The sequence below is a fragment of the Marinobacter vinifirmus genome (assembly GCF_002258215.1).
GTDB classification, from domain to species: domain Bacteria; phylum Pseudomonadota; class Gammaproteobacteria; order Pseudomonadales; family Oleiphilaceae; genus Marinobacter; species Marinobacter vinifirmus.
Genome location: NZ_NEFY01000007.1, coordinates 1 through 12,728, shown reverse-complemented (window position 1 = coordinate 12,728; position 12,728 = coordinate 1). Strand labels below are relative to the sequence as shown.

At 54.2% G+C, this 12,728-nt stretch carries 12 protein-coding genes; 7 read left to right on the top strand and 5 right to left on the bottom strand.

Annotated elements, in window-relative coordinates; all coding sequences use genetic code 11:
• Positions 1 to 10: 10 nt before the first annotated feature.
• Both B9Q17_RS10245 and B9Q17_RS10240 read right to left on the bottom strand, forming a co-directional pair.
• Positions 11 to 925, bottom strand: coding sequence for a restriction endonuclease (locus B9Q17_RS10245; protein WP_094625155.1), 915 nt, complete (start codon positions 923 to 925; stop codon positions 11 to 13).
• Between the two features lie 29 nt (positions 926 to 954).
• Positions 955 to 1,161: a helix-turn-helix domain-containing protein gene (locus B9Q17_RS10240; protein ID WP_094625272.1), complete on the bottom strand. Its 207-nt coding sequence runs from the start codon at positions 1,159 to 1,161 to the stop codon at positions 955 to 957.
• A 151-nt stretch (positions 1,162 to 1,312) separates the two neighbouring features.
• Here B9Q17_RS10240 and B9Q17_RS10235 point away from each other — a divergent pair, with 151 nt between their 5' ends.
• The 3 genes from B9Q17_RS10235 to B9Q17_RS10225 are packed head-to-tail and all read left to right on the top strand — an operon-like array spanning position 1,313 to position 3,033.
• Complete coding sequence (locus tag B9Q17_RS10235; protein ID WP_094625154.1) at positions 1,313 to 1,549, top strand: hypothetical protein; 237 nt, start codon at positions 1,313 to 1,315, stop codon at positions 1,547 to 1,549.
• Positions 1,542 to 2,750 (top strand): Arm DNA-binding domain-containing protein, encoded by a 1,209-nt coding sequence (locus B9Q17_RS10230; RefSeq protein WP_094625153.1) that lies wholly within the window; start codon positions 1,542 to 1,544, stop codon positions 2,748 to 2,750. Before B9Q17_RS10235 ends, B9Q17_RS10230 begins: the two co-directional genes overlap by 8 nt.
• A complete protein-coding gene (locus B9Q17_RS10225) occupies positions 2,740 to 3,033 on the top strand; it encodes a hypothetical protein (RefSeq protein WP_035232409.1) in 294 nt (97 codons plus the stop codon). The genes B9Q17_RS10230 and B9Q17_RS10225 overlap by 11 nt, the downstream gene beginning before the upstream one ends.
• Before the next feature lie 303 nt (positions 3,034 to 3,336).
• Here the strand turns inward: B9Q17_RS10225 and B9Q17_RS10215 are convergent, their stop codons facing one another.
• Genes B9Q17_RS10215 through B9Q17_RS10205 form a run of 3 tightly spaced genes read right to left on the bottom strand, consistent with a single transcriptional unit; the run spans position 3,337 to position 10,311 of the window.
• Entirely contained in the window at positions 3,337 to 6,711 is a 3,375-nt protein-coding gene (locus tag B9Q17_RS10215) for a site-specific integrase (RefSeq protein ID WP_094625151.1), read from the bottom strand.
• Entirely contained in the window at positions 6,704 to 9,064 is a 2,361-nt protein-coding gene (locus B9Q17_RS10210; protein WP_094625150.1) for a hypothetical protein, read from the bottom strand. The genes B9Q17_RS10215 and B9Q17_RS10210 overlap by 8 nt, the downstream gene beginning before the upstream one ends.
• On the bottom strand, positions 9,064 to 10,311 hold the full coding sequence (locus B9Q17_RS10205; protein WP_094625149.1) for a hypothetical protein: 1,248 nt from the start codon (positions 10,309 to 10,311) through the stop codon (positions 9,064 to 9,066). Before B9Q17_RS10205 ends, B9Q17_RS10210 begins: the two co-directional genes overlap by 1 nt.
• Positions 10,312 to 10,855: 544 nt before the next feature.
• On the opposite strand from B9Q17_RS10205, the gene B9Q17_RS10200 reads away from it, so the two are divergent.
• From B9Q17_RS10200 to B9Q17_RS10185, 4 genes are all read left to right on the top strand, one after another.
• The gene (locus tag B9Q17_RS10200; RefSeq protein WP_094625148.1) at positions 10,856 to 11,461 is read left to right on the top strand and encodes a 3'-5' exonuclease; all 606 of its coding nucleotides are present in this window, start codon (positions 10,856 to 10,858) and stop codon (positions 11,459 to 11,461) included.
• Positions 11,458 to 12,090, top strand: a complete 633-nt coding sequence (locus tag B9Q17_RS10195; protein ID WP_094625147.1) for a metallophosphatase domain-containing protein — start codon at positions 11,458 to 11,460, stop codon at positions 12,088 to 12,090. Before B9Q17_RS10200 ends, B9Q17_RS10195 begins: the two co-directional genes overlap by 4 nt.
• Positions 12,091 to 12,118: 28 nt before the next feature.
• Positions 12,119 to 12,358, top strand: coding sequence for a hypothetical protein (locus tag B9Q17_RS10190; RefSeq protein ID WP_094625146.1), 240 nt, complete (start codon positions 12,119 to 12,121; stop codon positions 12,356 to 12,358).
• A 28-nt stretch (positions 12,359 to 12,386) separates the two neighbouring features.
• On the top strand, positions 12,387 to 12,728 hold a 342-nt coding region (locus B9Q17_RS10185; protein WP_244177366.1), incomplete at its 3' end, for a nucleotidyltransferase family protein.

Genomic DNA, 12,728 nt, shown 5'->3' with positions numbered 1-12,728 from the left:
GAAGCTGATTTCACTCTTCAACGAAGTAATCTGTATCCACTTGTTTAACCTCATAAACCTCTTTCACGTTAACCCCGAGGTTATTCTCGATCATCAACTGGGCTAGCTCGCGACCATCGATCAACACCACCTTCATATCCAATCCCGCCGCTGCATCACGAGCTCCAGCAGAAAAGTCTGATGTCGTCAGGAATACCCCTTTTCGTGCTCTCTGACGTGTTAATGCTCCGATGAACTTATCGATCTCGGGGCGGTGGACCGTATTGCTCCAGCGCTTCGCCTGCAGGTAGATGGTATCCAGCCCCAACTTGTCTTCCTTGATGATTCCATCGATACCATCATCGTTCGTGGACTGCGTAGCCTGACCGGCCTCTCGCCTCGAGCCGCCGTACCCCATCGAGATCATTAAATCGACTACCAACTTCTCGAAAAAAGCCGGTGATGCCTGCCGAATACTGTCCAGCACTTCGTCAGCAAGACTTGCCATCAAGGATTGGTGTGCAGAAGCAAGCTGCTCATCAGGCGTTGCCTCTTCCAGGCTTTCCTCTTCGTCTTCAGACTTGTTCGGGGCGGGTTTCGACTTATGGGAGTGAAAATCATGGAACTCCGGAAACTGCTTAAGCCAAGCGACACTTATGCGGTCTGGCCCCTGTTGTAGCGCGTTTTGACCACGCTCGGTGATCTGCACCATTCCCCTTTCAGGAATGGTCAAAAGCCCAGCTTTGTTAAGGTAAGTCCTGGCCCACCCAACCCGGTTATTGATCACCGTTTGGTTGCCCGACGGCAAGAGCTCCTTACGCTCTTGCTCCGACAACCCAAAATGATCTTTGACTGCTTCTCGCACATCCCCCAAAGATTTTGCTGCACCGTCGCTGACGGCCAAAAGGACAGGTCGCATGACCGATTGGAAATCTGGAATTGCCATTTTCTGGACTGCTCCTCACCAGAACTCGCTTACTGATCTGCTTTAAACTCGAACAGATCGCCTACATCGCAACCCAGATAGCGACAAAGAGCATCAATTGTTTCCAGCTCTACCCGGCTCGCAGTCTCGTGATAAAGCCGGGTAATTGTCCCCCGGTTCACCCCCGTATCCCTCGCCACATCAACAATCTTGAGCTTCTTCTCACCCATCAGTTTGGACAGATGGCACTTAATCATTTGGCCCACCAAAGAACAAATTAACCCGCAGGAGATCAAAAAGACTTGCATAAGGTCTTTATGAGTGCATAATGATCTTCAGGAGGACATTTTGAGGCGCTAGCAGCGCACCATGTTCTCCAGCACCAAACCATAGCAGAGGTGAATTGTTATGTCACAAGAGTATCTGACCACTGAAGAGCTCGCTCAACGCATCAAATACGATGCTCGGACCATCCGTGAACGGCTGAAGGATTCCGTGCTGATTGAGGGCATCCATTATTTCCGCCCCTTTGGCGGCCGGAAGATTCTCTATATCTGGGAGAAAGTCGAGCAAGACATGTTTGACCAGGCCAGCAGCACTGTGTTTGCCGTGCCGATGGCACGGGGAGGCGTGTGTCGTGGGTAAGATTGTAGAACGGCCAGAGACTGGCAAATTGTTCTTTGACTTCCGCTACCGGGACAAACGCTGCCGAGAGCAAACGGCTCTGGACAACACGCCCATAAATCGGAAAAAACTCCAGGCGATTCTCAAACGAATCGAAGCGGAAATCACACTGGGTACTTTCGAGTACCACAAGTATTTCCCAAACAGCCCTCGTGCTCAGGAGTTCACCCGCCAAGCAGAGCTCCAGCGGTCTCGCGAAGCTCACGACACGCCGTTGTTCAGTGAGTTTTGTGAAACCTGGATGGATGAGATGCGGGTGCAGTGGCGAAAGTCGCACATCACCACCATCGAAGGCACTCTGAAGAATTACCTGATCCCGGAGTTCGGGGAGAAGGAGGTTGGCCACATCACCAGGCAGGAAATTCTTTCGTTCCGGGCGTCCCTCGCCAAAGTTCAGACCCGGAGCAAAAAGCCGCTTTCCGCCAGCCGTATCAACCGCATCATGACGCCATTGCGCATGATTCTGGGAGAGGCAGCCAACCGGTTCGAGTTTACCTCACCCTTTCAGGGGATCAAATCACTGAAGGTGCCCCGGTCCGATGTGGAGCCGTTTTCACTGGAGGAGGTTCGGCTGATTCTCGCCACGGTTCGGGCAGATTTCAGGAACTACTACACCGTTCGCTTCTTTACCGGTCTTCGGACCGGCGAGATCGACGGGCTGCAGTGGGATTGCGTCGATTTTCAGCGGCGGCAGATTCTGGTTCGCCAGGCACTGGTGAATGGGGAAATCGAGCAGACCAAAACCGACGGCAGCTACCGGCACATTGAAATGCCACAACTGGTCTACGACGCCCTGAAGGATCAGCGCAAGGCCACCGGCAACAACACCTTTGTGTTCTGTAATGGGGCAGGCAATCCGCTTGAGCACAACAACGTCACCAAGCGGGTGTGGTACCCCCTGCTCAGCCATCTGGGCCTACGAAAGCGCCGGCCGTATCAGACTCGCCACACTGCCGCCACGTTGTGGCTTGCGGCGGGTGAGAACCCGGAATGGATTGCTCGGCAGATGGGGCACACCACGACCGAAATGCTGTTCCGGGTGTATAGCCGGTATGTGCCGAACCTGACCCGTCGGGATGGGTCTGCGTTTGAGCGGCTGTTGATCAATGAGTTCGAGGCCAAGGTAACACCGGAAGAGGAGGCAGCAAGCGATGAGGTCTGAGCTGATGTTATTGGCGGCCATGCCGTTGAACCGTCTGATACCTGCCGAACGGCGCACCGTTCGTAATCTGGCTAGCAGCCTGTGTGTGGCCATGGGCATCCTGCAAGAGGGCTGTCATCTGGTGGCCATCCTTGGTCTGGGAGGAGAACGCACCAACCAGGAGGCGATGGAAACCTGGGTGTACTGCGAACTCGTTAAGCAGAATCTGGAAGCGGGCCGTGACTCTCTTCCAATGCTGATCAACCGGCTCCAGGAGCTGGAGCATGAATGGAGGACATACTAATGGCCAACCCAGCGATTGAACCAGCAGGCCTTCACCTAGCGTTTTGGAGAGATCAGTTTACGGTTCTTGGAGTGCATCCCTTCCAATCAGCTCGCACTCAGAAAACCATTTATCAACTAACCCTGCACTGTCGCGGACGACAGGTGATGGCTTATCTCGCGCAGGCTCAGGCGGTTCAGACTGGCGTACCGGTATTAGGCAACCGAGTGACCGCCAGCCTAAAGCTGCTGAGATTTCCTTCGGGAGGCCGCCTGATCGTGGAATCGTTAGATCTTTCCTCAAACACTCAATAGCGTGAACATCTTAGCCAGGGACGGCGTCCTTCTCACTTTCATCTTCCAGCGTGTCAGCATCAAAGCTCCCGTCTCGGAAACTCTCAGGCACTGCGTCATAGAGCACACACCCGGTGAACACCACAAACCGAATGGTGGGCCAAAGATATTTGCCAAGCTTGTGGGGGGCTTTCCAATCAAAGCTGACATTGCCATGCTTAGGGATTCTTATGTCCTCGGCCGGCCGGATAATGATGGCATTTTGCGCAACACCCAAGCTCTGTCCCCAGAACTTTAAAGCTGCTTTTCTGTTCTCTTCTTTGACCGTCAGCGTAATAGTAGCCCTTGCTCCGAGGCGAAACTTCTTCATCAGAGCCATAAAGGCAATCTGCCTTGACCTTCCCAGGGGCCGGAGCGGAGCCTTACTCCGCTGCACGCTCTCGGCTGCTGCGATAAGCGCTCGTCGCCCAGACTCCGGATCTTCGGCCATCCAGTCAGACAACCATTTGAAGAACTGCATACACTCCTGAAACGCGGATTTCGATTGGGGAGGGCTGATGTAGGTCGGCAATTCCGGTGCCCGAAAGATCAGCGTAAAGGCCTTATACAATTCTGTGTTAGCTAGCTCTGATTTCGGTCTCAACGAAAAACTCAACCGAATGCCAAGCTTTCGAGTCGGTGAGGGTGTTCCGGTCATGCCAGTAGAGCTGTTCATCAGCAACGCCGAGCGCTCATACCACTGCTGCACGATCGGCAAATCCAGATCCAACTGGGCCGCCGTTTTCTCCAATGCCACAGGCAGGGGCTCATGAAGCTGCGCCTGCGTCCGAATGAAAACCTGGCACGAAACCCGATACGGCAGCAGCGGATTGACGTCTTCAGACACCCGGTTTACAACGGGTGGAAATTCCTTCTTTTTATCGCTGATTTTCGGAAGCGCCATCAGGCCTTTCGCAGGTATTCGAGCCACAGCTGCCAATGTTATTCCGGGTGTCACTCGGTCCTTTAGCTGTGCACGGTGCCGGAATCGTTCAAGTGCACCTGAAGTTTTGTCTAGAAGCGTTTGCTGCTGTGCAATCGTGTAAAACCGATCATCGCTAAGCAAGTACTGGCGAAGTGCGAGATCCAGCAGGTGGGTGTAGCTTTTTAGGGTCACCCTTTCACTCGAATGGCCCATCCACTGAGCCAGCTGAGAAAGCGGCCGCCAGGCATTAGCGACTCCAGCATTTACCGTGTTGCCTGAGCCGTGCACGGCTGGCATGAGTTCTACGTCATTCGACCGAACCCAAGTTTCCGGCAAGAGGTCAAAAGGTTTGCGCTCCAGCAATCGCAGCAAGGTCAGCGTTGCAAAACTGTGTCTCAGATGGTGAAAACGTATACTTTCATCACCCGACACGGACCTGAGCAGGGCCGTCAGCCCATCAAACGCCCATTTTTCCTGGATTCGAAAGGTTCCGCTGACTGGATCTTCGAACAAGGCGTCACGCGCCTCATCGTTGGCGCGCCGCAACTTGCGCCCATTCACAAACCCGGTCAACCACTCCAGTTCATCTCCGGTTAAAAGCAAGCGTAAAGGAAGTCGGCGGATTGCCGCGTCCGACTTTACGCCGGCAATTTTGGTGGGACGTACGAGCAGCTCGGGATTGTTAACGGTAGGATCCCCGAGGCCATGGAAATCTCCGTATTGCCGGGCCCAACACTCGGTTCGCCGAAGCCCACAACGGAACCCCATAATCAACAGGGCCAGCTGTATTCCCGCCAGCTCATCGTCGGCACGAGCCAACAAAAAGCTCTTTGCCCGGTGATACTCCAGAGGCGTCAGTATTGCCGCGTCGACGCCATAGCCTGAGCCCTCCTCCATTGGGATACGAGGCATTCCGTAATATCGGTGAAGAAATTCGTGCCACTCGGATAATGTCTGTCTGAGTGCTCCACCGTTACCGGGAAAGCCGCTCACCACCGTCTCATAGATCGATTGCCACTCATCCGAGTCCAGGCTTTCAGGGTTCGGAATGTCAGTTGCATAGGGCAGCAAAAGTTCCAGGTGTTGAAGATTGCAAATCTTTTGCTGCAAGGCCGGTGACACACTCTCGTCAGTTCTCAGAAGGGCTCGAACGTAGTGACACATCAACTGCACCAGAATGGAGCAGCCCTTCTCTTCTGCAATCTTGTCGAGCGTTTTAAACACCTCCGCCTTGGTTGCCAATACATCCCTCCGTTGCCTGTCCGTCCCTATAGGGTCTCTGGCCCCCTGGGCGGTCAACGCTTCAGATGCCAGGAACCGCACCCGCTTCATCAGACGTTTGAAAAATGGTTTTTGGTCGATCAACGGGAATTCAGGAATGATGAGAGCCGGAGAGCCGACCATCTCGTTCTCACGCTCATCCTGAGATGCTTGCGGTGCAGGTTGGACCACCGTCCCACCGGTCAACAATCGCATCCAGTTAGACAGTGGCAAAGAAGCGCCCAGGTCAGGTGTTCGGGCGTAGTGAACCAGGAAACCTGGCGCGACCATGACCAGGTTTGCCTCGGCAACCGCAAAAACATGCAACGGCCGGTTCAAGGTAATCCGGTTTGCCTCAATGAGCCCACCGACAAAGCGTTTCAGCAGTTCCTCATCCGGAGACGCCTTACCTTTTACCTCATTTACCTCTGGCCAATTGCTGCCCCAGCGCAGGTACCAGCGTCGAAGCAGCAGCTCGGTGATAGGCGCCAGAATGACCCGACGGCAGGTGTCGGTTGAGGGACGGGTACGCCCGCCAAGCGAGGTCGATTCCAATTCCAGCCATGTGTAATCACCGGCGCTACCGGCACCCTGCCGGATCGCCTCACTCAGCCGGTTGAACCATCGGCGCGCGGTAACGCCACTATGAAAAACCAGGCTGTACAGTAACTCACCAGCGTCCCTCTCCATGGCCTCTTCGGCTTGCAGCTCAGGAGCGGCACTTTCCAGGCTGGCCAGGAACGCATCATTGATCTGATCGTAGTCGGCCAATCGGGCTCCCATGTCAGGGGTGGTAAACGAGGAAAACATCTGGACGCTCTGCACAGGCATCGGGACAGGGAGCTGCCAACCCCGGGTTTTCACCCCTTCCTCCAACAGTTTCACGAGGTAGTACTGCCGGTCCTTGACCGCCCGACCTTCAACGGTTTGACAGGTATTGTCGATCAGCAGGGCAACCTCTTCGGCTGTCATCGTCAATCCTCGCTGGCCGCTTGCCAGCTCCGGGTGGTGCTCTCGCAGATAATCCCGGACCGCCTCCAGGTGGCCGAGTTTCTCGGCGTTTCGATTATTGGCCCGGTACTCGGAGCCCACTGAGGGTCCTTGGTTTCGCGCTGACAGCCTCTTCTTCAACGCATCAATCGGTTTATTTAATGGCTCAAACACTGCTTTATCATCACGCATCAAGACCTATCTCCACCTCGAATCCCAACTCATCCAAAAACGCCGCTGTTGCCGGCACAATCCGATTCTTCATCTCGAAAAGATCGAGCGATGAGAACTTGGCGAGAGGCTCAGTCCCCACGCCCCAGTGCCCCATGAAGACATCCACCAGATAACCTGGAACCCCCTGGTCACGCAGGAAGCCTCTCAGGGTGTGCCGGCTGACGTTCAGGGGCCACGGAAACGTCCATTGAATTTCATCCGCCAGTCGTTTTGGGGTCGCGAACTCTGACTGGAGTTTCGCATCGAGAAAGACGAAGAAGGTTGCAATGGGAGCTTCGACACCTACCTCATTCAGGCGCAGCTTCATGTGCTGCCGGTGCGTCTCATAGCGGCGAAGTTGATCGATAACGACCTCCGGCAGGTAAACCAGGCGAGAGTGGCCGAGATTGTCATCCACTTTGTCAGCAATAATTACGAATCCCCGGCGCTCGTTGAACTCGTATGGATGGGCGATCGGATCGCGAACGGCCCGAAAACCGGTCGACCACATAACCTGCAGGATGGCGTACGCTGTAAACAGATTATGAAATCTTCGGATGTTGGCCCTGGAGTAGGCCGTTTTACGGTATTCGGCAATCTGCGCTCGCAATCGGCTTACGACGTCTCGCATGACCTCCAGACGCACGCAAAATGGAGAACCCACTCTCGGCAAACCGAAATCGAGGTTGGCAGGAGCCATCGACGGCGACGAGAGCCCCAGGTTCACCAGCCAGGTATTCACGACATCGACATAATCCGCCGCCAACGTCTCAACCGCCCGGGTGTGGTAGTAGAGGTTTGCCGATTGCCCGGTGGGTAGCGTGCGCCCAGTCACCAGGCTCGCATCCACCGTATCCGTGGTTTGATGAATCAACCCCTCAAACACGCAGGTCTGAATTCGTTTCAGGGTAATCCTCGAACCAGTGCTCTTATTGATTTTTTTGATCTCAATCGCAATCTCCTCAGCCACAGACTCAGTCGAAAGATTATTCGCGAAAAGAATCCGGTCCTTCTTTCGAGCCCGCCTTGCAACCGGTTCTACCCGCGGCCTGAGTATTTGCCAAAAAACATCCGGAATCGGACCGATAAACAGCTTATTTGTGACCTCCATATGAGGCGCCCATTTTTTCGCTAATTTTCGACGCTCCGGAGGCTCCGCAACAAAGCCTGCCCAAGCTTGATCGTCTCTGACGAGGTAGATACATCCCGGTTTATTTTTTTGCGGATTATCCGGTACTTGAGAGCGGTTCTGGACGACCACAGTTTCCGATATAGATTCCAGAGAGCGCCCGGTGAGGAGGATCAACAGGACATGTAGGCGCGTATTCTCAGAGCCCATCTTGTTCTCAAACAGGGCTTTCAAAACCAGCCCTCGCTCATAGTCGTTGAGGCTTTCCCAACGACCTGGTAGAAAACTGTTTGCACGCCGGTATGCTGCGCGCTTCGGTTGCTGTTTTCTGAGTCCGATGGAGGGGGTTTCACCACGCTCGGTATTCAGGGCGGCTCCGCGCTGTGAGATCAGAACGCTCTCATTCATCAATTCCTCTGGCGCATTGCCAGCGTCGTGGTGCTCCTGACGCGCACGTTCCGAGTCCTGCGGCAGCGTAATGTGAACCAGCCCTTGAACGCTTTCTATCTCCGAGTCAACATCGCTGTCTAAGCCCTTCCAGTCACCGATTTTCTGCAATTCCCTGCGTTGTAACTTTGGTTTGTCGGATTGGTAAGTAACGAATTTCCCTTCACCCAAATAAAATTTGAAAAATCGGTGCAGTTCATCGAGGTAACGCCTGTCCTGCTCTTCAAATTGCCGTTGATCCAGGTGCTCATTTACTCGGGCAAAGTGCTTTTCAAAGCGCTCTACATCGTCCGCGCACTTCGGCACCTTCGCCAAAGCCGGCTCCGATAAGAGCCTCAAGGCGCGCCACGCGCCGTCTACCCGTTTTTCGAAAAACGTTTTTTCAGAGGGCACCAGTTCCTGTCGCCAGGCACTGGTGGTGTTGATGACGTATGCGACAACTTGGAGCCTTTTGTCCGAGCACTCCTCACGCTCCGCGAGGTCACGCAACCCCGCATGCCGGGGATACTCACCAACAAGCCCCCGAATTCCCTGACGGTCAGGGGCAAGTTCCTCGTATTTTGTTTCTACGGCGCCAGACTCCAACCATTCCAGGAAGGCATCTGCACCGTCGATCGGCTGCGAAATTTGGTCAAATGCGCTTACCAGGCGTGGCAACAAGTTTGCGATGAGGTCCATCGCAAACCAATCGGGTCGAGGTTGCACGATCTCATTAAGAAGCGCCTCGGGGTTTCCTGAGTTAAATTTCAATGCCATCACGCGACCTCCGCGTCGTTGAGGGGAAGGCGGAGTTGAGACTTCGCCGTTAAATAGCCTTTGAGGTATTTCGCCAGAATCTTGAGGTGCCGCCGTTCGGCCTTGCTGTCAGGGTTACCGTCGTCACACTTTTGAGATGTGTCCTGAACTTTGTGGAGCAGACTTTCAGCGTTGGGTGAGAACGGCGCTAACTGTCCGATGGTGTCGAGTGACAACGCCGAAATAGCGGCCCAGGCATTCTTCGGATTGGAAAACTGTTTGAGGAGACTGTCGCTATGGAGATCATTCAGCCACTCGATACAAGAAGCGGTGAGCGTCGCGCAGAGCTGTAGACGTAACCCCGACTCTCTTTCTTCAGCAGCCTGTTGCCACATAACCGTGAAATGAGCTTTGACCGCGTCGAGGATTTTCGATGCTGGGGCATCGTCAGCTACATCATCTGGTTGAACAGTTCCATCGTTATCCTGACCCAGCAGCCCTACCTGGCTTAGGGCATCGCTCAGGTAGTAAGGGACAGCTGGCGATGAGTTCTGGCGGCTTGGCTGTTCAGAGCTGGAGGCTAGTAGGTATTCCAAAATTGAGCGGGTGCGGGGGGCCAGAAATACAGGTTTGATATCGGCACTTGAGATTCTAGCCACCGCCTCAGAAGCGCCCTCTACCAGATCGGGGTGATCAACCTCACTCAGCGCGTCATGATGGTCAACTTCAGGCTCCTCGCTCTCGTCCGGCGGAAGTAAGTGCCGTGCAAGCCCGGGAACGAGAACCGGTTCCTCATCCTGGATTCTGAGCTTGCGGCTGATGCCGGCGAACTCTTCCAGCCCCACTCGAGTGTTGAGCGATGATGAAATCCAACGGCGCTCGTCCTCGGACAGACTGGCCCACAACCGAAGAAAAGCATTTTGCGAGCTCAGCCCGAAAAACAATGCTGCCAGTAACCGCGAAACCTGCTGACTTTCAGCTTCTCGGTGCTTCCACACGAGAACCTGAACCTTGTTATCCGGAGCGAACACTTTCAGGAGTGCAGCTACGTGCGCGTTTCCGACGACACGGTAATCGCCATTCCTGGTCTTGCAAACCGAAACAGGATAGTGACTGGCCACAGCTAGAAGCGCGTCTTCAGTGAGGAGTTCTGGCCTACGTAGTCCAGAGTAGGAGCCGAGGATCACGTCCTCAACCTCGGTATCTAACCGTTCAATTCTTAGTTGCGCAACGCGTAAAAATTTTAGGGTTCTTTTGGTTCCGGTCACGTTCTGCTCCTAACTGAATTCAATCGACATCAGGGGCGTTCGACCTTTGCCCCTCAAAAATCCTTTTTTAGGAGTATCACTGCCCCAGAAAGTGCGCAAGCACGCAGGCCGTCAAAAAACCGAGCCTTTTCAGCAAGTTAGGTAGGCTTAACGCCTACCATGTAACCATAAATGACCACCGAATCATAAAATATTATATGTAAGTAACTGATTTTTATGATTATGTTTTACCCAAGAAAAAACCGTTTATTTCACCAAGCTGGGAAGGACCTGGAACAGGCATTGGCGTCGTACTGGAAAATGCGTACGAAAAAGCCCGCTTTTAATCTCGACTTTGGAGCAAAACAAAGGCGAAGTGACCGCAAAGGCAGCTCTCCCGTCCAGCAAAATCGAGCAAGAAATCAGAAAAATCATCGTTTGTGAGGAGTCGCCCTCAAGCGCCAATAACTCCGGTAAACTAGATCTACGAATCAAGAAAAGTGAAACTCTAGGTGAGCGGAATATCCGCTTTTAAGATGCCAAGCCGAGTGCCCGGGCGAGTAAAATGCGTGACGACACAATCCTGGTTGTCGACCTTGAGGCGACCTGTTGGGAAGACCAGACGACACCCGCAGGTGATGCTCAGAGTATCCACAACATGGAGATCATTGAAGTCGGTGGTGCCCTCGCCACTCGGAAAGGAAACCTGGTGGATGCCCGCTCGTTTCTGGTCAGACCAACCCGGAATCCTGTGCTGAGCGACTTCTGCATGGAGCTGACCGGGATCACCCAGTCGATGGTGGATGCCGCACCCACACTCCCCGAGGCGATTGAGGCCATGAATGCCTGGCTGGGTGATCTGCCGGACGACTTCATCTGGTGCAGCTGGGGCAACTACGACCGCCTGCACCTGGAAGCCCAAAGCCAGCTGGATGGTGCTTGGCCGGTCATCCTGGCTCGCCCGCACCTGAATTTGAAACGTATCTGGCGACGCACCACGGGGCAGAAGAGAAAGAATGGATTTGCCCACGCGCTAGCTTTTCACGGATTGGACTTTGAGGGCCATCACCATCGTGGTGTGGACGATGCGCGAAATATGGCCCGAGTCCTCCCGTATATGGATTGGTCTTTGGAACCCGAGTTGCTGACGCCACCGGAGGTGCCAGTATGAAACTGGTCTGTATTTCCGACACTCACAGTCTGCACCATCGCCTACCAGATATTCCAGATGGCGATGTCTTGATCCATGCCGGTGACTGCCTGGGCCTGGGCACGCTGGAAAACATAGAAGAGCTCAATGAATGGCTCGGAACGCTACCGCATCGGTATAAGATTGTGATTGCCGGTAATCACGACTGGGCCTTCCAGGAAACGCCGGAATTAGCACGGCAGGCACTAACGAATGCCATTTACCTGGAAGACAGCGGCGTGGAGATTGAGGGTATTCGGTTCTGGGGTTCACCCTGGACGCCCACCTTTATGGATTGGGCATTTATGCTGGAGCGTGGCCAGCAGTTGCACAAAAAATGGCAGCTTATACCGAGCGATACCGATGTGCTCATTACCCACGGCCCACCCAAAGGTATCGGCGATGAGGCAAACCTTGGATTCAAATGCCAGAATGTTGGCTGCATTGACTTGCTTGACCGAATCCAGCAACTCTCACTCAAAGCGCACATTTTTGGCCATATCCACGAAGGCTATGGGGAGTACCAGAAGGGGCAAACGACGTTGATCAATGCCAGCACCTGCACCGCTCGGTATGAGCCGCGGAACGCACCGATTGTGATAGAAGTTTGAAGCGGTCAAATTTGACCGGGGAGTCGAAATGACAGCAGAAGAGCTGATAACGCAACTACAAAAGTTGCCGCCGGAGACGCCAGTGCTGGTCGAGGGCTACGAAACCGGCTTTGATGATATTGTCGAGCTCACACCCGAACAGGTTGTCCGGTACCGGCATGCTCAGGAGTGGGATGGCGAATACCAGGCGCCAGACAGGTTCTCCAACCCAGAAACCGGAGTGCTGCAAGCTGCGGTGATCCGGGGTTGCAGAGGCTCTCGAAGGTAAAATGATGAAGGATAAGAAATCGTACAGCTTGAGTGACTTGGTGGCCCAGTGTAACCCCGAGGCGCCCATACAAGAGACGCTCCGAGAGTGGGATCTGGCTGCGCCGGTTGGCCTGGAACAGGTCGTTATGGGTGACCAAGTGGATATTCGGGAGGCGGTGCTGGTTTTTGGCGAAAAACTGGCTGGCCGGTTCGATGCAGTTCAGCTGATCCTGTTTGGTAGCCGGGCCCGTGGTGATTATCACGACGAAAGCGATGCCGATGTAGCCGTTGTTTTGGCCGGACAGCCTGGGGATTTTGTGGACACCAAGTTGGAGATGGCGGGCCTGGCGTTTGAAGTGCTTTTGGATACCGGCGTGTTGATTCAGGCC